Here is a 20105-nt window from a genome sequence, read left to right as displayed (position 1 = left end):
CATCCAGTAAAACTTATTCCAGAAAGGACGGGTTTATTACATGAGAACATGAATTGTATTATTGCTGTTGCTGTATGATAATGGCAGTACAGCACTTTTTGTCAATAAAATATTGATAATAAGCCATTACAGTTTTCTGTACTATCAGCCGGGTATTTTTTGGTCTTTGTTTATACTTATAAGTAGAAGTGCTTTTTCAGATTAGAATGGAAGAACAGCCAAAGGCTTTCCGATTGATTTTTCAGGCTATAATAATATAAGGGGTGAAAGCAATGAGCAAAGAAACAATTATAGATTGGATAGAAAATAATAAGCATACGTATACTGCCATGGCTCAGAATATTTGGGACAAACCGCAACTCGCCTATCAGGAAAAATATGCAAGCAGCCTGCAAATGAATGCTTTAAAGCAAGCTGGTTTTTCCATCAAGGAGAAAGTAAATGGGATAGACACAGCATTTATCGCTGAATACGGACAGGGAGCGCCGGTTATTGGCATTCTCGGTGAATTTGATGCTTTGCCGGGTCTTTCTCAAAAACCAATTCCGGAAAAAGAGGAAGTGACAAAAAATGGTCCCGGTCATGGATGCGGCCACAATCTGCTTGGGACAGCCGGCGTACAAGCTGTCATTGCGCTGAAGGAAAAAATGGATGCAGAAAGTTTACAGGGAACCATCCGGTATTATGGCTGTCCGGCGGAAGAAGTATTATCGGGAAAAACCTATATGGCCAAGGCAGGTGTTTTTGATGATCTTGATTGCGCCTTAACCTGGCATCCGATGACAAGTAACGCTGCGATGTATAAAAGTATGCAGTCTATGGTTTCTATTAAGTTTCACTTTAAAGGAAAACCTGCCCATGCAGCTGCCTCTCCTGAATCCGGCAGAAGTGCCCTGGACAGTGTGGAAATCATGAATATTGGAGTAAATTACTTGCGGGAACATGTCCCGGACGGCACTCGCATGCATTACACCATTACCGATGGCGGACAGGCGCCAAATATCGTACCGGAAACGGCAACAGTTTGGTATTTCCTGCGGGCGAGTTCGAAGGAAGAAGTGGAAAAGATCCTCCTTAGAGTAAAAGATATCGCCAAAGGATCTGCCCTGATTAATGATACTGAAGTGGAATCAGAGCTGCTTGCATTTCCTTATGAAACACTGCCAAATAACCCGTTAAATGAATTAATGTACTTAAACATGCTAAAAAGCAATCCGCTAGTTTATACAGAAGAAGAACAGCGTTTTGCAGAGAAACTTGCCAAAACACTGCCGAGTGCCGGTAAACCTGTAGAAGAATTGCTGCCGGCCTCTATTTCCTATAAACCTTACAAAGCTGCTTCTATGCCAGGTTCGAGCGATGTCGGAGATGTGAGCTGGATTGCACCTATGGGGATGATTACCACAACATGTGCACCAAAAGGAACAGCCCTGCACTCCTGGCAGGCAACCGCTTCATTCGGCACGGAAATCGGCTACAAAGGAATGCACCTTGCAGCGAGCAGCATGGCACTTACTGCTTATGATTTGCTTATAAATAAAGATAACATTCTGGAGAAAGCAAAGGAAACATTTAATGAATTGCGTGATGGGAAAGTATATGAGGCCGGAATTTAACGGTATCTTCTTATATTTATCTAAAGTTCACACAGATAGATGTCCGCACTTTTCTATCTGTGTGAATGAACAAAATAAACATGTCCGGGTTCATTACTCGGATCTGTCAATGAATTGGATAAAATTCCTCTCATTCGTTAAATCATCGTGCGGACCTGTCAATGAATTGGATAAAATTCTCTCATTCGCTGATTCATCGTGCGGATCTGTCAATGAATGGGATAAAATTCCTCTCATTCGTTGATTCATCATGCGGATCTGTCAATGAATTGGATGATATTTCTCTCGTTCGTTGATTCATCACTCAGGTCAGGGCAGAACACATAAAATAAAACAGACCTCATCCGTTATCTCGCGTTTCCAAAAGTAAAAAGACAGCCTTCCAAAGACTGTCTTTTCACCTTACCCTTATTAAACTCCGGATAATTGCTCGCGGATATATTCAAGCGCCTCTTCCACATGCCCTTTCACGCGGACTTTGCGGAATTCCTTTTGCAGTTTGCCTTCTTTATCAATAATAAATGTGGAGCGCTCAATGCCATAATATTCTTTGCCGAAGTTCTTTTTCAGCTTCCATACACCAAAGTCTTCTGCTACTTTATGATCTTCATCAGCTAAAAGCATAAACGGCAGATCATGCTTATCAATAAACTTTTGATGACTTTCCACCGGGTCCGGGCTGATTCCGATAATGACAGCATCCAGTTCACCGAACTTTTCATGTGAATCACGGAAATCGCATGCCTCTGTTGTACATCCAGGTGTCATATCTTTAGGATAGAAATAAAGAACAACATGCTTTCCTTTAAAATCAGACAGGCTGACACTTTCACCATCCTGATTCTTCAATGTGAAATCTTTAACCTTTTGTCCTGCTTCCACAGTCATCCAGATCCCTCCATTCTCTTTATCCACTACTATATCATACAGATAAAGAGCTGGCATTTACCAAGCTTTCAGGAATTATTTGGGTCCGGCAAGTATATATGTAAAACGTAATGCCTTTAAGTACATTTTTGCTCCATCAGAAACCGAATTACTCATTCCTGCTTCTTTGCCCTCTCTGCACTAAACGCAATACAAATGCTGTCGGAAGTATATATCCGATCAGTGCCTGCAACACAGCAATAAGCCTTCCAATTCCAATAGGAGTTATATCCCCATAGCCAATGGTAAGCATGGTAACACCGCTAAAATAAAGGGAATGAATTAAAGTACCCAAAACACTTACCTGCCTTAACTCCCCATGTTCAACAAGAATGATTCCCTGAAACGAAAGAATAAAATAAATCAGTCCAAAACCGGTAATGACGATAATAAATATAATGACCAGGGAATAAAACAAATCCAAGGAAAACCCCGCGTCCCGCATTTCCGTCCGGAATCTTCCTCCCCTGATGAAATCAATCAGACTTTTAATGACAATAAAGGCGATACCGCCAAGAATAAGCCATGGAATAATAAACATAAGATACCCCTTCATTTATATTCTTTTATTATTCATATGATAAAGAAATACAAGCTTGTCATTTATTTTTTCTTTATTTACGATAAAATAGGGAAGCATGGCAAATAAATGAAGGAGGCATACTTTTATGAACTTCACCAAATCAGAAGCATTACATAGAGAAGCACTAAACCATATCGTAGGAGGTGTCAATTCCCCTTCCCGCTCCTATAAGGCAGTTGGCGGCGGTTCACCTGTTTACATGGAACGCGGACAAGGAGCTTATTTCTGGGATGTAGACGGAAATAAATATATAGATTATTTGGCTGCTTACGGACCAATCATCACCGGCCACGCTCACCCGCATATAGCCAAGGCAATTTCCAACGCAGCTGAAACCGGTGTATTATACGGGACACCGACCAGCCTGGAAAATAAGTTTGCAAAAATGCTTAAAGACGCTATTCCTTCTTTGGAAAAAGTGCGTTTTGTGAATTCCGGTACAGAAGCGGTTATGACAACAGTTCGTGTAGCCAGAGCCTTTACGGACCGGACGAAGATCATTAAATTTTCCGGTTCCTATCACGGCCATTTTGATGCTGTATTGGTGGAGGCGGGATCCGGACCGGCTACACTTGGGACGCCCGATTCAGCAGGGATCCCCCGTTCTGTTGCGGAAGATGTTATTACCGTTCCATTTAATGATATCCATTTATTTAAGCAGGCAATGGAGCAATGGGGAAATCAGATTGCGGCCGTACTTGTTGAACCAATTGTGGGAAATTTTGGCATCGTCACCCCTAAAGAAGGATTTTTACAGGAGGTAAATGATATTACCCATAAAGCAGGGGGGCTCGTTATTTACGACGAAGTGATCAGCGCATTCAGGTTCACCTACGGAAGTGCACAACAAGTATATGGTGTGGAACCGGACATGACAGCAATGGGAAAAATCATCGGCGGCGGTTTGCCGATTGGTGCATACGGCGGACGCAAGGATATTATGGAACAGGTGGCACCGCTCGGGCCGGCATACCAGGCAGGAACGATGGCAGGAAACCCGGCATCCATGGCAGCAGGCATTGCCTGTCTGGAAGTTTTACAGGAAAAAGGTGTGTACGAAAAGCTGGATCTGCTTGGTGAACGTCTTGAAAAAGGAATTTTGGAAGAGGCGGATAAACACGGTGTGTCAGTTACCGTTAATCGTTTATGTGGTGCTTTAACGGTTTATTTTACGGAAGGAACAATCAGCAGCTATGAAGATGCAGAGGCAACGGACGGGGATGCGTTTGCTCTATTTTTTAAACATATGCTGCAGCAGGGGATTAACCTTGCCCCTTCCAAATATGAAGCATGGTTTTTAACAACGGAGCATACCGAAACGGATATCGATCTTACAATTGAAGCAGCCGGAAAGGCCTTTGAAGCAATGAAATAATGGTTTTGCCTGGTTATGAGGACGGAAAAAACAACAAAAGTTTTAAATAAAATGGACGGTTAAAAATAACTGGTCTCTGCACATTTTTAGACAAATGGCAGAGACCTTATTTTTATTCATCCAAATGCTGTACTTGATACAGATCGTAATAATGCCCCTTCTCTTTCATCAATTCATCATGGGTTCCTTCTTCCACAATTTCTCCATTTTCAATTAAAACAATCCTGTCCGCATGTGTGATTGTAGCAAGCCGGTGTGCTACGATAAATGTAGTGCGGGTGGAAGCCAGTTTCTCCAGTGCTTCCTGAATCATATGCTCACTTTCCAGATCCAATGCAGATGTTGCTTCATCAAAAATTAAAATCGGCGGGTTTTTCAGGAAGACTCTTGCGATCGCAATCCGCTGTTTTTGACCGCCGGATAATTTCACACCGCGCTCACCGACCAGCGTGTCATAGCCATCCGACATTTCTTGGATAAATTCGTGGGCATTCGCGAGCTTTGCCGCTTCCACAACTTCCTGATCGATTGCGTCCGGGTTCCCCATACGAATATTCATGGCAATGGATTCACTGAACAGGATATTATCCTGCAGCACCATTCCGATATTATTGCGAAGCGACCGTGCTTTGACATCCCGTATATCCTGGCCGTCTACTTTTATCGACCCGCCGGTGACATCATAAAAACGGGGAATCAGGCTGATCAATGTAGATTTCCCTCCGCCGCTCATGCCGACAAAGGCAATAGTTTCCCCTTCTTTTACATCAAGATTGACATTTTTCAACACCTGTTTTTCTTCGTCATAACTGAACGAGACATTTTCCATGGAAATTGAACCGTTTACCCTTTTTAATTCTTTTGCATCTTCTTTATCTGTTACATCATATTTTTCATTGGCAAACTCAAACACACGATCAATGGATGCAATAGACTGCACGAGCACGGTGGAGGAGTTAATCAGCCTTCGCAATGGACTGTACACTCTCTCCATGTAGCCGACAAATGCAACCATAGTACCAAGTGTGAGATTTCCGCTTATCACATGATAGCCGGCAAAAGCAATGACCAGCAGCGGCGCCAGGTCTGTTATTGTATTTGTTACTGCAAAAGTTTTTGCATTCCATCGGGTATGATCAAGGGCCTTTGTCAAAAAGTGACTGTTTCTGCCTTCAAATTGGTCCTGCTCGTAATCTTCCAATGCAAAGCTTCTTGTCACAGGGACTCCCTGTACACGCTCATGCAAATGGCCTTGTACTTCTGCCAGTGCCTGGGAACGCTGCCTTGTCAAACTTCGCAGTCTGCCGTAAAAGTATTTCACAGAAAAACCGTAAAAAGGGAAAAGTATGATAGCTACGATGGTCAGCCAGATATCCATGGTCAGCATAATTCCAATGGCAATAAGAATAGTGACCAAATCCAGCCAGACATTCATGAGACCGGTTATGACAAAATTCTTTGTTTGTTCGACATCATGTATTACCCGGGAAATAATTTCGCCGGATTTTGTCCTCGAATAAAAATTCAAGCTCAATTTTTGAATGTGATCAAACAGCCGGTCCCTTATATCAAAAAGGATTTTATTCCCCACCCATTGGGCAAGATATTGTCGATAATACTCTATAGGCGGCCGCAATATGAGAAAAACGACAAAAGCAATACCCATCAGCCATAACAGCTCGGATATTTTTTCATCATTTGTCATTCCTTCCGCGCCAATGATATTATCAATAACAAACTTCAGGATCAATGGCATCAGGAGAGGAATCCCAAATTTCAGGATACCGATAATCACTGTCCAAAATATTTTCCATTTATAAGGTTTTACAAATTGCATATACTGCCTTACACTGCCCATAATCAATCTTCCTTAAAATTATATTCTGTAGAAAACCTGGGTTGTCATCAGGACTCTAGGTGACAACATTAGCTGCACTTATTCTGTAAAAAGTTTTTATACTTTTTCTTAACTGCATTGGGAAAACCCGCTTTCACCAGTCTTTTTTTGATTTTATCAGTTTTTCCTATACTTAGGACTTAAAATTTTAATTACTCGAACCCTTCTTTTAGGGACTGTGTAATACAGCAGTGTCCAGCCCCATCATAAACATTTGGGAATGATGTACCGCTGTTCCCCGCCCCGCTAAAACACACATTGGCATGAATTTTATAACGTGTAAAAAGAAAATCCCTGCTGCGTTAGTGCAACAAGGCTGTATTGACCAATAATCAATTGGTTTTTGTAAAAACAACTGACCTAGCGATAAGTTAAATATCGCTCATACCACTGATCTACAAAATCCGGGGAAAATGGACCCTGTCTTTGCCGTACCCATCTTACCAAATAGTTGACGTTATTATGCAAAATTCGATCCAGGACTCTCGGATAGTTCATCAGCGTCTTATGCTCTTCATATTCATCCTCGTCCAACAATTCAAACGTCATGTCGGGATAAACTTTTACATCAAGATCGTAATCTATATATTTCAAAGCTTCTTCATCATAAACAAAAGGGGAACTGATATTACAGTAATAATAAATTCCATCATTTCGCAGCATGCCGATGATATTAAACCAATGTTTCGAATGAAAATAACAAATGGCAGGCTCCCTGGTAACCCATGATCTTCCATCACTTTCCCAAACCAATGTTTTATCATTTGCTCCAACGACTACTGATTCCGTGCCTTTTAACACAAGTGTTTCCTCCCATAATCGATGGAGCGTTCCATTATGTTTATAACTTTGTATTTGAATTCTCGACCCGGGTTTCGGAGCAGCCATACTATCTCCCTTTCTATATAATCCAGAAACAAATCCAATACCATTATAAAGCTAACATCAGGAAACATAAAGCATTATGAAAAGAATGGCACTTTTCCCTGCTGTATTTTTACCCATCAAAAAAGAGTTTCCTGGGAGACAGGAAACTCTTTTTACTTTTGGGGTTAAAAATGTTACTTTTTGTTTTGCTGTGATTTTTGATTTTGCTTTCTTACTTCCTGAGCGTTAGTTTGTTCAGCTCCAAATTCAGTACCATACTGTCCTTGGCCTTGAGCTGCCTGTTGGTTCTGTTTTCTTACTTCCTGCGCATTTGTTTTTGAAGCTGGATTTTGGTTTTGTTGCCTATTAGCCATCAATATCACCTCCGCAGTAGTTAATTTGTCCACTTTGTTCATTGTTATCCGAAGTAATGCGCAGGAAATTCATTCCATATTAGAATAAAAAACAGGTTTTAACACAGATTATAAATGAATTATTTTTTAGGAGGTTGAAAATAGTGAAGGCAGCAAGAAGGGATTTCACCGAGTTGTCCATGATGAGCAAAACGGAATGGAACAAAGAGGAATTAGATTATTTTCAACATGCCCTATCCCAGTTATTACCATATGTAAACCCGGAAGGATTAAGCATATTGCATGAAATTAACGAAGAAAGACAAAGCAGAAGATAATTTCTTCCATTTATAGAATAAAACTCCTGACTGCACGAAAGAGCTCCCATTTACAGGGAGCCCCTCCATTATTCCCGGATATATTTCATCATTTTTTGATGCGAAACAGGAAACGGACGTTCTTCCAACTTTTCCCTTCCCGCAAAAATTACACTGTCCTTCTTTTCCATCGTTTCATCTGTAACTGCTTCATACACATCCAAATTCCAAATAATATGAGTAAAAACATGCTTCAGTTTTCCATGCTTTTTATTCAATTGAACATGTAATCCATAATGTTTATATATCCATTCCTCCACCTGATTCAAATTATTTGCAGCAAGCGGAACCATTGGAAATTGCCATAAGTTAGCTAGCAGCCCCTTCTCATCCCTTTTTTCAATCAAATACTCATTTTCTTTATTTCGGATCAGCAATACTGCATATGCCACTTCCCGCTGTTTTTTTGCTTTGGCTTTGATTGGCAGCTCTTTTTCCCTGCCGTGACTAAAAGCTTCACAATGCGCTTGTACAGGACAGAGCAGGCATCCGGGAGAGCGTGGTGTACACACTAAGGCACCCAGCTCCATGATAGCTTGATTAAATGATGCAGGATCTTCGGTGCTGATTATGTTCCTTAACTTTTCATCCACCAGCTTTTTGGTGCGCTGGAGGCTTATGTCTTCATCAATCATTAACAGCCGTGAGAAAACCCGCATGACATTTCCATCGATGGCCGGTACGGGCTGATTATAAGCAATTGATAAAATCGCCCCTTTTGTATAAGGACCAATTCCTTTTAAGTCACCCAGCTCCTTTTCGTTATCGGGAACTTTTCCGCCATAGGAAGAAACTACCTCCCGCACAGCGTTTTGCAGATTTCTTGCACGGGAATAGTATCCAAGGCCTTCCCACGCTTTTAATACATCCTGTTCCTCGGCTTCCGCCAGTGCTTCCGGAGTCGGGAATTTTTCAATAAACCGCTCAAAATACGGGATAACAGTATCCACCTTTGTTTGCTGAAGCATGATTTCAGAAACCCAGATTTTATAGGGATCCTGATCTTCCCGCCATGGTAATTCACGTTTATTTTCGTGATACCATGTAAGTAAATCATGCTGGAAAGCGGAAATGTTCATATTATCTAAACTTTTGTATCTAATAAAATCACATCCTATATGGTACAATAAAACCAACAATAAAATTAAGCGCATGTTTCCATAAAATATATTGAAAAAAATTTACTTAAATCGATGCTAAGGAGGACCTTACTATATGGATACCGGTACCCACATTGTTATGGGTGTTGCCCTGGGTGGTTTGGCAACATTGGATCCGGCAGTGCAGCAAGACCCCACCCTCTTTCATGCCGTTCTCGTCGGAACAATTGCAGGTTCCCACGCACCGGATTTTGATACAGTAATGAAACTGAGAAATAATGCAACCTATATCCGCCATCACCGGGGCATCAGCCATTCCGTGCCGGCAGTTATATTTTGGGGGATATTTATTGCAGGCATCATATATATGTTCGTGCCACAGGTCAATTTTCTCCATTTATGGCTATGGACTTTTCTGGCAGTAATACTGCATGTATTTGTAGATATATTTAACGCATACGGTACACAGGCATATCGGCCATTCACCCATAAATGGATAGCACATGGGTTTATTAACACATTTGACCCGTATATTTTCACGCTGCATATTGCAGGCATAGGCGCCTGGGTGCTAGGAGCTAATCCGGGATATACGTGGCTGATCATCTATGCCGTTATTACATTGTACTATATTAAACGGTATATGGATAAAAGAGAAATTACGAAAAAGATTAAAGATTATTTCCCAGATACGGAAAGCATTGCCACTTCCCCCACAATTAAGCAAAACTACTGGCGGGTAGCTATTACAACCAAAGATAAATTTTATGTAGGAACAGTCGGAAACGGGCATATCGAAATCATTGACGAATTTGACAGACTGCCGCTGCCTGATTCAGACATCATGGAAGTGGCTAAGAAAGATAAAAACATTGCAGCATTTTTAAACTTTTCCCCTGTTTACCGGTGGGAAATAAATGACTTTGATGACTTTACCGAAGTCCGGCTCATCGATTTGCGCTACCGCTCCAAAGGGCATTATCCGTTTGTTGCTGTCGTACAAATCGATGATAATGGGAACGTCATGAGTTCCTACACAGGCTGGATTTTCTCCGAACAAAAACTGCAAAGTAAATTATATGTGGAAGAAAGTCCGATATGAAACAAAGAGTAATCTTCCTTACTAAAAGGCTGTCCCTGTCCGGGCAGCCTTTTTTGAGGATGTATATCCTGTATGCTCACTATGTGATTCACCAGTGTTCCCCTGAGTGTTACAGGAAGTTTTGCAAAACTTTGCTATTCAGCGTTGATCGGCAGTCACTGCCGTCTCAGAAACCATCCTAAAATCTCTTTACGTTTGCAACAAGAAAACTTTCCCGGTGTTTCATTTTTTATCTCCTAGGAGGGAGATGGGGAGCGCTTCTTTTTTTTCGTATTCTTCATTTAGTAAGTTGATCCGGCGTCCCCAGGCGAAGATGCCATTGATGTAGTCAATTTTAAATGACATCCCCGGTTCCATTTTAAGTTCATATGTTTCCCCGTCTTTGAAGTCGTCCGGATTAAGTGTGTAAGCAATGGCAACCTGCATCTTGCGTTCGTTTACAGCTACTTCGGATATATTGCCGACCTGTTCTGCCTTCAACGCTTTTTCCTTGAGTATGCCAATTTCCTCATACAGCTGTTCTATGGAGTAGTCACTATATCTATAATAATTGCTATTTGTATTCACTATGGTTTCCCTCGCTTTCATATCCATTTTACCAATAGTTCCGGAAAATGAAAATGATGTATATCATAGATGCTCATCAAGAAATTTTTCAATTATTTCCATCGGAAAACCTTTTCTGTACAGCCCTTCTTTGATTTTATGGCGCAGTTCATAGCCTTCCAGCTTTCTGCCATGTTTTCTGAGAAGCTTTTCCCCTTGATAGATTGCATTTTCCCATTCTGCTTCATCATCTTTTACTTCTTCTATCTGGAAAAAAACATCCTTCACCACATCCTGTGTAAATCCTTTTTGCATTAAATTTGCCCGCAGCTTGTCCACCCGCTGCCTGAAGGAATCTTTTTTACTTTGGCTGAGTTTTTTTTCCGCCCACTTTGATGCTTTATCATATTGCTCCTCATAAGTGAACTGCTGAATGGCTTCATTGGCGATTGTCTCGGAAACACCTTTATCCATCAGCTCTTTTTTTATCAGGAGCGGTCCTTTGGTTGATGTATTGATTCTGGAGGAAACAAACATATTCGCAAATTGTACGTCATCCAGCAGTTTTTCCTCTGTTAATTTATCTATAATTTGCGGGATATGCTCTTCATCCACTTCTTTTTTCACCAAATAATCATATATTTCCTTTTTTGTACGCATTCGGTAGCTTAAAAATGTGATTGCAAGGGTATATGATTTATGTAATGTATCTTTTTGGATAAGCGTGGAAATTTGTGACTCATCAAGTTCTAGGTTTTTCCTTAGTCTGTATTCAACGAGAACTGCTTCGTCTACACTAAAGCCATATTTTTCACCTTGGCCATCATCCAAAAAGATATTATAACGATTCTTATATTTCTTTTGTGTAGTGATCCGGGTTATCCGGGCCAAAGTTTCTCACCCCTTTCCCTTATAACTATAGCTCAAAAATAATCCGGACACTACTATAAGAATCGTTTTTTGGCATATAATATATAAAATTTGCGCTACAATTTAAACAGCAGATAAATGCATTTTTTAAAAAATTGGACCGAAAAAAGGACAATAAAGAAAGGAGGCAAAGTGCAGGTTTTAATAACCTGCGCAAACTAAAGATGAATATACTAATAACCGGTGGAACGGGTTTTGTCGGCGAAAACCTTACAAAAGTACTTCATGAAAATAATCATCATACGTATGTGCTCACAAGATCACCCGATTCCAAAACAAATACTGCGCATTCCACTTTTATCAGCTATGATTACCCTGTCGAACAACTTCCGAAAATTCATGCCATTGTTAATTTAGCCGGGGAATCTATTTTTGGCTATTGGACAAAAAAGAAGAAAGCATCGATTATTACAAGCCGGATTCAAATTACACGCAGGCTCATCGAAATGGTGCAGCGAATGGATGAAAAGCCAGAAGTCCTGATAAACGGATCTGCGGTTGGCTTTTATGGTATTTCCGAGGATTTGATTTTTACCGAGAAAACAAAACAGGCGGGAAGTGATTTTCTCGCGAAGGTTGCTGTTGAATGGGAAGATGCGGCGAGACGGATGGAGAAATTTGGTATTCGGACGGTTTTTACGCGCTTTGGCGTAATTTTGGGTAATGGGGGTGCTCTCCCTTTCATGCGCCTTCCTGTCAAACTGTTTGCAGGCGGCAAAATCGGCAATGGACAGCAATGGCTGACATGGGTACATATTAAAGATGTCGTCAGACTCATCCAATTCTGCATTGAAAATAATAGTATTGAAGGCCCGGTAAATGTAACAGCACCAAATCCGAAAAGAAATAAAGATTTCATGAAAACTATGACGGAAGTGCTCCACCGCCCTTATTGGTTTACGACCCCTTCCATGTTCATCAAACTGGCAACAGGGGAAATGAGCCAGCTGATTACGGAGGGACAATACGTACTGCCGCAAAAAGCGATGGATCACAACTTTGAATTTGCCTATCCTGAATTGAGAGGTGCTCTGGAAGAAATTGAAGAGGGAGAAAAGTAAATCACCCTGAAAAATGATGAAAAACACTTAAAAAAAGGCTTCCCTTTTTTTAATGCAGCAAGTAAAATAAAAGTACAGATCCAATGTCGCTGGTCTATGTATTGTGCTTGGCAAGGCGCTGGGTTGCATATGCTGGAGTCCATTAAAAACATGGAAAAGTGAATTAAATAGGGAAGGCAATTGGTGCGCCATCGGTTGATCCGATTCTAGTGGGTTCGATTCCCACCCCGAATTTTTTTGTTGAAACTTAACTAAAAATTCGCGGGTGGGCAGCCGAACAGCCTAATTGCTTCCAGGAAAATACCCACCCGGATAAGGAGGGTATTTTTTATGTTAAAAATGCGTGAATTACAGGATGTGCCGGTGCTGTTTGACTTGATGATCCATCCCGAGGTTTTCCCTTATGTCAGACTAAAAGCAAATACAATCGATGAGTATTATTTTCATACGAAAACAAGCATGGAAGCAGAATGCAGGGCTGAATTAATTTCACGAACGATTTTGGATGAGTACAATCTCCCCATTGGAGTTATCACTTTATATGATATTCAGGAAAATTATGGCTTTCTTTCTACATGGATTGGCCGTCCCTATTTCGGAAAAGGCTATAACCGGCTAGCCAAGGAGGCGTTTTTTGATGAAGTTTTTCATCACTTGGGGGTGGAGGGTATTTTCATGAAAGTGAAAAAAACAAACTTTCGCTCTACAAAAGCTGTGCTGAAATTACCCTATGTTACTGCCGGGAATCATGTTTATCCGGAGATATATCAAAATATAAATAATCAGGATGTGCTGTATAATCTTTTTGCAGTCACAAAAGAACATTACTTTTCCTACCGTCAATTTGCTGGAAATAAAGCTGTTTCCACAGATGAAGAGGTAGTTTAGGTGTGTATAAAATTTCCCGTCTGGTAAAGACTATATAAAAAAGGAGCGGGTTTTTTTGAAAAAAGAGCAGCGGGAAAAATATTTATCCAAGACACAGGAAGTACTTTATCAGAAAGAGTTTAAACAGGCAGACCGCATTTATAACCAGCTTTCCAACAAAGGGAACCGCAGTTAGCAGATGCGGTTTTCTTTGTTGCCCATAAGAAGCAGGAGATTTCGTCTGTGAGGTAGGGTTCGGGGATATATTTTTTAGTCCCGGATAATATAAATGCGTTTACGAAAAGACGAACAAAATGCGTGTTTACGCCTTTTACTTGGATATATTTAAACTATTCCTCTCCACCTTTTCAGCATGTCATCCGCATTTAAACTTGCCTCCGATTTGTCAATCCCAAACCCAAAACCAAGCTGTATATTGGTCGATTCCAATAATGCTGCTGCTTGCCAGATATCAATTTTTTTTACGTTCCACAAATAAATAATCATGGTTCGCTCATTCAATACTTCAATTTCGAACTCTTCTCCATGAAAGATAGAACGAAGAATTCTGCTTTTAGTTAAGCTTGTTATTGTTGAATGGTACAGAATCATGCAGCTTACCATATTTCCTGACCCTCGCTTTTTGTTCTTTATAGGAACATTTTACTATATGTACACTAAAAGAACAAATGCTTTCTTTTTTTCTGCCGGGGTCATGTTAGGATTGAATGTACTTATCAGGAAATTTTTCCTAATCTTTCTGTCAGAGTGTGATCATAATGAGTTTGGAGCAGTTATCCTATAATATTAAATTTTTTCGCGATCAGCTTGGTCTGACGCAGCAGGAGCTAGCCGACAAATTAAATATTTCCCGCTCAAATGTAGCAAAATGGGAAAGCGATAAAGCCCTGCCTGATGCAGCATCCTTAATTAATTTAAGCAAGTTATTTGATGTTTCCGTGGATCATCTTACCGGAAACCATGCATTCCGCGAAGATCTCCTGAAGGAATTCAAACGAATATACAGTTCGGAAAGCCTTTCCTTTGAGGAAGAAGCTGTGGATCTAATGGCATATATTATGACCCACCCGGATTTCAAGGAAGACATTTACCGATTAAAAAATTTACCAATGAAGAAGCAGCTTTCCATACATAAATTATTTAGAAATATGCTTGACCAATACGAGCAGCTATAATTCCGTCAGTAAGAATATCTACATATTCTGCTGATGGAATTTTTATTTTTAGAGGGTGGTCCCTAAATACGAACAGTGAGCTAATCTAGCGGAGAGCAGATTTTAGGTGCTAATTATCATTGTTAGGATTTCACCTTGATAAAATCACCTTTTTCCCAGCCTCTAAATAATTCTGAAACCGGACTGCTTATATTAACGTATATGTTAAGGAAGATAAATGAAAAGGAGTGAGAACAATGGACTTGCTTCAGGAAATTGACTGGCAGCTTGTTGCCCCTCTGCTGGTCATACAACTCATTCTCATGATTGTTGCTCTCGTTGACTGGATAAAGGCTGATGATTTTAACGGTCCAAAGTGGCTGTGGTTTTTTATTATTATATTTCTAAGTATACCTGGTCCGGTCATCTATTTCATATTCGGGAGGAGACGCTGACATGGCATTATTATCGGTTACAAACTTATCCAAAAAATATGACAGCAATTTTGCGGTGAAAAATGTCAGCTTTGAATTTCAGCCGGGGAAATGTATTGCCCTGATAGGTCCAAACGGGGCCGGGAAGACAACAATATTGCATATACTGGCAGGATTGCTGCGGCCTACTTCCGGCAATGTAAAAATGAGTGAAATAAATGGGAACAGCGATATCCGCTCCTTCATCGGGTATCTCCCGCAATATCCTGTTTTTTATACATGGATGACAGGCAGCGAATTTCTCATTTACAGTGGTCAGCTTGCTCATTTATCAAAAAAAGAAGCAATGGCAAGGGCAAATGAACTGCTTGAAAGAGTTGGAATTGCGGATGCCGGCAATAAACCGATCGCTAAATATTCCGGCGGTATGAAACAGCGGCTCGGGATCGCACAGGCTATTATACATAATCCGAAACTGTTGATATTGGATGAGCCGGTTTCATCCCTTGATCCGATTGGGCGCAGGGAAGTGCTGACCTTGATGGAGGAATTAAAAAACGAAATGACCATTCTTTTCTCCACTCATATTTTGACGGATGCCGATGAAATAAGCGATGCACTTCTGCTGCTTCATCAGGGGGAGATCGTGGAAGCCGGTTCAATAAACATACTGCGCGAAAAATACCAGACAGCAACGATCGAACTTTCATTTTCACATAATACACGTTTTTACCAGGATAAAATTTTACAGCTTTCATCCGTAGACAATGGTTATACGGAACACGATTCCATACATGTTTCCGCATCGGACATTTCTCTTGCCCGTGAGGAAATATTAAAAGCGGCAGCAGATGAAAAATGGCCTATAACCAGCTTTACCCTGCATCGCGCTTCTCTTGAGGATATGTTTATGAAGGCGGTGAAAAAGTAATGCAATGGATGACACTTTTTAAAAAAGAAATAATAGAAAACTGGAGAAATAAAAAATGGATATGGGTGCCGCTCATTTTTATTCTGCTTGCCATCATCGATCCCATTTCCAACTACTATATGCCGCAAATCATAGATTCTATCGGCGGCATGCCTGAAGGGGCCGTTTTCGAAATTCCCGAACTCAGCTCTGCAGAAGTGATTTTAATGACCCTGGGACAGCTTAGCAGCTTAGGTGTACTCGTCATCATACTGATGTCAATGGGAGCGATTGCAGGAGAAAGGAAAAGCGGAGTGATTGAACTCATCCTCGTCAAACCTGTTTCATACCAGCATTATATTACTGCAAAATGGGCTGCACTTCTTTCACTTGTCTGGACAGCCCTCATTCTCGGACTAACAGCATGCTGGTATTATACGGTAACTTTATTCGGGGAGCTTCCGGTCATATCACTGCTGCAGATTATTTTCTTTTATGGTCTTTGGATTACCTTGGTGGTGACAATCGTGATTTTTTATAATTCTTTCGTGAAAACTCCCGGTCTGGTCGCCTTTTTATCTATTGCGACCATCATGGCAATGAGTTTATTAACCCAGGTATTCGGACGTTTTCTTGAATGGAGTCCAAATAATTTATCCGGCCATATTTTTGAATCATTGATGATAGATCAGCTAACCGGTGATTTGATAGCAACAGCTTTTGTTACAATGGGGCTCATTATATCCTTTCTCATTGGGGCTATCATTTTATTCAGGAGAAAATCACTTGCAGAATAATAAATAAGGGCAGGAAAAATGATTCCCCAGCCCTTATTTTGCTTATTTCACCTCAATTCGTTTTATGAATATGAAAGAGATTAAATATAATATCAACCCAATGCCGAACACCTGATAAAATATTACGATCTCAAAGGCGGCAAATAACTCCCGAAAGAAATCAAAAATCCAGCCTCTGGCAACCGCAAGCAGCAATAAAACAGCCAGTACCCCCAGGACACTTCCTGCACCAAGCAGTCCAAATCTATGGAGGAGCAGTCTGATCAAAAGCATGACCATGAAAAAGAAGAATATCATTGCTGTATCAATCAGCATTCTTGTATACCAATTATTTTCAAGCAGATGGGCGAAATGAAGAAAAGTAAATATATCAATTCCTGCAAATGCATTAAATGCTTCTACCAGCTCCTGCACTACAGCCCCTAATAATGATTTAAAAACGGAAATAAGGAAGAAAAAAATCCCGATGGCAATGAACATATTTTTTCGGGTTGCTCCCATTTTAATCGAAAACGGGACAAAATCCCTCACAGTTAAATAACCTACAATGCCAGCGTAAACATACATAGGGATGTTAAGGAAAAAAACGAAATTAGTGTCTCCCTCCACTCCTGTTAAAAAATAAGCAAAAGCAAGTGATATGACCAATATTCCTAATAAAATCGTCCAAAAAATCATTAAGGAATAACGAAGATCCATAATAAAAAAGTACAATAATCCTTTTAGTTGTCTTCCCATCATTAAGCCCCCTCTTTTTGCGTTAAATGAATCATCAATTCCTGAATAGGTATCCCTTCAGCCTGAAGTCCATAGCTGTGAGCTTCCTGTTTCGTACCGTAAATATACGCTGTCATCATGCCGGCCAGCTCTTTTTTATCGATTACTTGTTTATTTTCAATAAATGCCTCGACTTCTTCTTTCTTCCCGGTTACTGCGCAGGTGTTACTCCGCAGATTTTCCGCTTCCTCCTGTAATACGAGGCGTCCCTCCTGCAAAATCAGCACTTCTTCAAACATAAGGCTCACTTCATCAATTAAATGCGTGGATAAAATAATCATTCGGTTTTCTTCTTCATATTCTTCCAGAAGAATCTCATAAAATTTTTTACGGGCAGCTGCATCCAATCCGATATACGGTTCATCAAAAATCGTTATTGGAGCTTTGCTTGCAAGTCCTGCAATAATGCCAAGCGATGACTCCATTCCTTTGGAAAGTGTTTTTACCTTTGCATTCATGTTCAGGCCATATACTTTAATTAAATCCTCTGCAAGTTCCTGATCCCATGTCGGGTAAAAATAAGAATAAATTTTCAGTACATTTTTCACCTTTAAATCCCGTTTAAAATTATTTCCTTCTTTGATCAGGCAAATGGACTCGGTGAGTTTCCGGTTATCAAATGGTTTTTCGCCATTGATTAATATTTCTCCTTCTGAAGATAAAATGTTCCCGGCCAAAATATCCATAAAGGTCGTTTTTCCTGCTCCATTACGGCCAAGAAGTCCGTATATTTTCTGCCCTTCCAATGTAAAAGATACATTTTGCAATGCTTTATTTTGCCCATATTTCCTAGTCAGGTTTTTCACTTCGATTTTCAATTTTGCTCATCCTCCCTCTCCACCATTTCAAGCAGCTCTTTTTTACTAATGTGCAATTTCCCCGCTTCATCTTTTAATGGGAGCACATAGTTTTGGTAAAAGCTTTCTTTTCTTTTTTCAATTAAAATGTTCTTGGCATTTTCTGTTACAAACATGCCTACACCCCTTCGTTTCACAAGAATGGATTCTGTAACAAGCTCATTAATTCCTTTAGCTGCTGTAGCCGGATTGATTTTATAATAGGCAGCAAGTTCATTGGTAGAAGGCACCCGGTCATCAGGTTTTAGGGAATCATTGATGATCGAGTCCTCGATCTGTTCTTTTATTTGAAGGAAGATGGGCTTATTTTCGTCAAGCATATTTTTCATCAGATCACCTTCGTTAATTAATTGGTTCATTACTTATGTAACTAACCATATAACAAATGAACTAAGGTGTCAATATGTATTCATAAAAAAATACGGCTTCTCTTTGGCAGAGAAACCGCACGTTAGGTGGATGCAACATGGGGATGGTGTTTCATCCTGCTGTGTCTATCATGCGATGTAGTGGGTTTTCTTGTGGCAGGACAACATAGTTTTTCCCGTCCGTTCTGATGACTATATCCCCAAATGCAGCTGTCGAGTAAATCATGGCATTTATTTTATTTAAATTATTAATAACCCGGTCAACCGGATGTCCGAAGTCATTTTCCTGGCTGTAGGTGAGGAGGGCAATTTCCGGGTTTACCGCCTGTAAAAAAGGTAAAGATGAGCTTGTATTGGAGCCGTGGTGGGCAACCTTGATAACCTCTGCCTCTACATCATATTCTTCCATCAGATTTTTTTCCTGTTCCATTTCAATATCGCTCATCAGCAAAAAATCTATCTCCTCATAAGTAAGTTTTAATACAATGGAGGATTGATTATTTGTTTTGGTTGCTCCATACGTATTTAGCACCAGAATGGTGAGTTCCGGGTCCAGCCTTATTTTTTCGTTTTCCATGGCAATTTGAACAGGTATATCTTGCTTCCTGATTTGATGCAAATACGCTGCATAGGTTCTTGTGGAATGCAGCTTGCCGGAATCAAGAATATTTTTCACTTTAAATTCTTTCATTACATGTGGCAGACCACCAATATGGTCCATATCCGGATGAGTGGCAACAAGAAGATCAATCGTCTCAATATCCTGTTCTTTAAGATAAGAAACTACTTTGCTGCCAGCTTCAGGCGGACCGCCATCAATGAGAATATTTTTTTCTGTAGGTGTTTGAATCAGTATACTGTCTCCCTGACCCACATCAATAAAATGCACCTGCAAGTCCATAGGAGATTGACTGTATATTTGCAGCGGCATCGATGTATAAATGAGAAAAGTAATGAATATGGCAATGATAATTTTTGAATTACGCATAGGAACATCCTTTTTGTTTAAATGTATCTTTTATTGTGGTACATATTTGAATGAATTATGAGCGGGAGAAAGAGTTTGTAATGATTATTTAATGGAGATTTTACGTGCGGGCTCGATCGATTTGCGTGCGGGCTCGATCGATTTACGTGCGGACTCGATCGATTTGGGTGCGGGCTCGATCGATTTGCGTGCGGGCTC

At 40.4% G+C, this 20105-nt stretch carries 24 protein-coding genes and 1 pseudogene; 11 read left to right on the top strand and 14 right to left on the bottom strand.

What is annotated here, in order from left to right; genetic code table 11:
* Positions 1–272: 272 nt before the first annotated feature.
* The gene (locus GHD25_RS19105) at positions 273–1616 is read left to right on the top strand and encodes an amidohydrolase (RefSeq protein WP_164219875.1); all 1344 of its coding nucleotides are present in this window, start codon (positions 273–275) and stop codon (positions 1614–1616) included.
* Between the two features lie 93 nt (positions 1617–1709).
* Here GHD25_RS19105 and GHD25_RS19100 read toward each other — a convergent pair whose 3' ends face one another.
* From GHD25_RS19100 to GHD25_RS19090, 3 genes are all read right to left on the bottom strand, one after another.
* Positions 1710–1865 (bottom strand): hypothetical protein, encoded by a 156-nt coding sequence (locus tag GHD25_RS19100; protein ID WP_164219873.1) that lies wholly within the window; start codon positions 1863–1865, stop codon positions 1710–1712.
* A 162-nt stretch (positions 1866–2027) separates the two neighbouring features.
* Positions 2028–2504, bottom strand: a complete 477-nt coding sequence (gene bcp / locus GHD25_RS19095; protein ID WP_164219871.1) for a thioredoxin-dependent thiol peroxidase — start codon at positions 2502–2504, stop codon at positions 2028–2030.
* A 148-nt stretch (positions 2505–2652) separates the two neighbouring features.
* On the bottom strand, positions 2653–3084 hold the full coding sequence (locus GHD25_RS19090; protein WP_164219869.1) for a potassium channel family protein: 432 nt from the start codon (positions 3082–3084) through the stop codon (positions 2653–2655).
* Between the two features lie 127 nt (positions 3085–3211).
* Between GHD25_RS19090 and GHD25_RS19085 the strand changes: the two genes are divergently transcribed.
* A complete protein-coding gene (locus GHD25_RS19085) occupies positions 3212–4501 on the top strand; it encodes a glutamate-1-semialdehyde 2,1-aminomutase (protein WP_164219867.1) in 1290 nt (429 codons plus the stop codon).
* 112 nt (positions 4502–4613) lie between these two features.
* Here GHD25_RS19085 and GHD25_RS19080 read toward each other — a convergent pair whose 3' ends face one another.
* The 3 genes and pseudogenes from GHD25_RS19080 to GHD25_RS19070 all read right to left on the bottom strand — a co-directional run.
* Complete coding sequence (locus GHD25_RS19080; protein ID WP_164219865.1) at positions 4614–6359, bottom strand: ABC transporter ATP-binding protein; 1746 nt, start codon at positions 6357–6359, stop codon at positions 4614–4616.
* Positions 6360–6758: 399 nt separating this feature from the next.
* Positions 6759–7286 (bottom strand): nucleoside tri-diphosphate phosphatase, encoded by a 528-nt coding sequence (gene ntdP / locus GHD25_RS19075; protein ID WP_164219863.1) that lies wholly within the window; start codon positions 7284–7286, stop codon positions 6759–6761.
* A 191-nt stretch (positions 7287–7477) separates the two neighbouring features.
* A pseudogene (locus GHD25_RS19070) lies at positions 7478–7639 on the bottom strand (gamma-type small acid-soluble spore protein); the annotation flags it as partial.
* A gap of 143 nt (positions 7640–7782) precedes the next feature.
* Here GHD25_RS19070 and GHD25_RS19065 point away from each other — a divergent pair.
* A complete protein-coding gene (locus GHD25_RS19065) occupies positions 7783–7956 on the top strand; it encodes a hypothetical protein (protein WP_164219832.1) in 174 nt (57 codons plus the stop codon).
* A gap of 68 nt (positions 7957–8024) precedes the next feature.
* Here GHD25_RS19065 and mutY read toward each other — a convergent pair whose 3' ends face one another.
* Positions 8025–9074: an A/G-specific adenine glycosylase gene (mutY, locus tag GHD25_RS19060; RefSeq protein ID WP_240452439.1), complete on the bottom strand. Its 1050-nt coding sequence runs from the start codon at positions 9072–9074 to the stop codon at positions 8025–8027.
* 136 nt (positions 9075–9210) lie between these two features.
* On the opposite strand from mutY, the gene GHD25_RS19055 reads away from it, so the two are divergent.
* Positions 9211–10197, top strand: a complete 987-nt coding sequence (locus GHD25_RS19055) for a metal-dependent hydrolase (protein ID WP_164219857.1) — start codon at positions 9211–9213, stop codon at positions 10195–10197.
* A gap of 222 nt (positions 10198–10419) precedes the next feature.
* Here GHD25_RS19055 and GHD25_RS19050 read toward each other — a convergent pair whose 3' ends face one another.
* Together GHD25_RS19050 and recX are read right to left on the bottom strand one after the other, a co-directional pair.
* Complete coding sequence (locus GHD25_RS19050) at positions 10420–10764, bottom strand: YfhH family protein (protein WP_240452438.1); 345 nt, start codon at positions 10762–10764, stop codon at positions 10420–10422.
* 63 nt (positions 10765–10827) lie between these two features.
* Entirely contained in the window at positions 10828–11634 is an 807-nt protein-coding gene (gene recX / locus GHD25_RS19045) for a recombination regulator RecX (protein ID WP_164219855.1), read from the bottom strand.
* A 203-nt stretch (positions 11635–11837) separates the two neighbouring features.
* Here recX and GHD25_RS19040 point away from each other — a divergent pair, with 203 nt between their 5' ends.
* From GHD25_RS19040 to GHD25_RS19030, 3 genes are all read left to right on the top strand, one after another.
* Positions 11838–12734, top strand: coding sequence for a TIGR01777 family oxidoreductase (locus GHD25_RS19040; protein ID WP_164219853.1), 897 nt, complete (start codon positions 11838–11840; stop codon positions 12732–12734).
* A 330-nt stretch (positions 12735–13064) separates the two neighbouring features.
* A complete protein-coding gene (locus GHD25_RS19035) occupies positions 13065–13622 on the top strand; it encodes a GNAT family N-acetyltransferase (RefSeq protein ID WP_164219851.1) in 558 nt (185 codons plus the stop codon).
* Positions 13623–13677: 55 nt separating this feature from the next.
* Positions 13678–13797, top strand: coding sequence for a YfhE family protein (locus tag GHD25_RS19030; RefSeq protein ID WP_164219850.1), 120 nt, complete (start codon positions 13678–13680; stop codon positions 13795–13797).
* Positions 13798–13946: 149 nt separating this feature from the next.
* Here GHD25_RS19030 and GHD25_RS19025 read toward each other — a convergent pair whose 3' ends face one another.
* A complete protein-coding gene (locus GHD25_RS19025; RefSeq protein WP_164219848.1) occupies positions 13947–14213 on the bottom strand; it encodes a hypothetical protein in 267 nt (88 codons plus the stop codon).
* Positions 14214–14380: 167 nt separating this feature from the next.
* Between GHD25_RS19025 and GHD25_RS19020 the strand changes: the two genes are divergently transcribed.
* The 4 genes from GHD25_RS19020 to GHD25_RS19005 all read left to right on the top strand — a co-directional run bounded on the left by GHD25_RS19020 (position 14381) and on the right by GHD25_RS19005 (position 16917).
* Positions 14381–14797, top strand: a complete 417-nt coding sequence (locus GHD25_RS19020) for a helix-turn-helix domain-containing protein (RefSeq protein WP_164219846.1) — start codon at positions 14381–14383, stop codon at positions 14795–14797.
* 236 nt (positions 14798–15033) lie between these two features.
* A complete protein-coding gene (locus GHD25_RS19015; RefSeq protein WP_164219844.1) occupies positions 15034–15231 on the top strand; it encodes a PLD nuclease N-terminal domain-containing protein in 198 nt (65 codons plus the stop codon).
* 1 nt (position 15232) lies between these two features.
* Positions 15233–16141 (top strand): ABC transporter ATP-binding protein, encoded by a 909-nt coding sequence (locus tag GHD25_RS19010; protein WP_164219842.1) that lies wholly within the window; start codon positions 15233–15235, stop codon positions 16139–16141.
* On the top strand, positions 16141–16917 hold the full coding sequence (locus GHD25_RS19005; protein WP_164219840.1) for an ABC transporter permease: 777 nt from the start codon (positions 16141–16143) through the stop codon (positions 16915–16917). Before GHD25_RS19010 ends, GHD25_RS19005 begins: the two co-directional genes overlap by 1 nt.
* A 42-nt stretch (positions 16918–16959) precedes the next feature.
* Here GHD25_RS19005 and GHD25_RS19000 read toward each other — a convergent pair whose 3' ends face one another.
* The 4 genes from GHD25_RS19000 to GHD25_RS18985 all read right to left on the bottom strand — a co-directional run bounded on the left by GHD25_RS19000 (position 16960) and on the right by GHD25_RS18985 (position 19907).
* Positions 16960–17655: a hypothetical protein gene (locus tag GHD25_RS19000; RefSeq protein WP_164219838.1), complete on the bottom strand. Its 696-nt coding sequence runs from the start codon at positions 17653–17655 to the stop codon at positions 16960–16962.
* Positions 17656–17657: 2 nt separating this feature from the next.
* Positions 17658–18512 carry an ATP-binding cassette domain-containing protein gene (locus GHD25_RS18995; protein ID WP_164219836.1) on the bottom strand — a complete coding sequence of 285 codons (855 nt, stop codon included), beginning with the start codon at positions 18510–18512 and terminating at the stop codon, positions 17658–17660.
* On the bottom strand, positions 18509–18880 hold the full coding sequence (locus GHD25_RS18990; protein ID WP_164219891.1) for a GntR family transcriptional regulator: 372 nt from the start codon (positions 18878–18880) through the stop codon (positions 18509–18511). The genes GHD25_RS18995 and GHD25_RS18990 overlap by 4 nt, the downstream gene beginning before the upstream one ends.
* Before the next feature lie 151 nt (positions 18881–19031).
* Positions 19032–19907, bottom strand: coding sequence for a ComEC/Rec2 family competence protein (locus GHD25_RS18985; protein WP_164219834.1), 876 nt, complete (start codon positions 19905–19907; stop codon positions 19032–19034).
* Between the last annotated feature and the right edge of the window lie 198 nt (positions 19908–20105).

Origin of the sequence: Virgibacillus aidingensis (assembly GCF_010994035.1) — a bacterium.
In the GTDB taxonomy this organism is placed as follows: domain Bacteria; phylum Bacillota; class Bacilli; order Bacillales; family Amphibacillaceae; genus Virgibacillus_N.
Note: the sequence above shows the minus strand (reverse complement) of the source record. Positions and strands in the feature narration are given on the sequence as shown.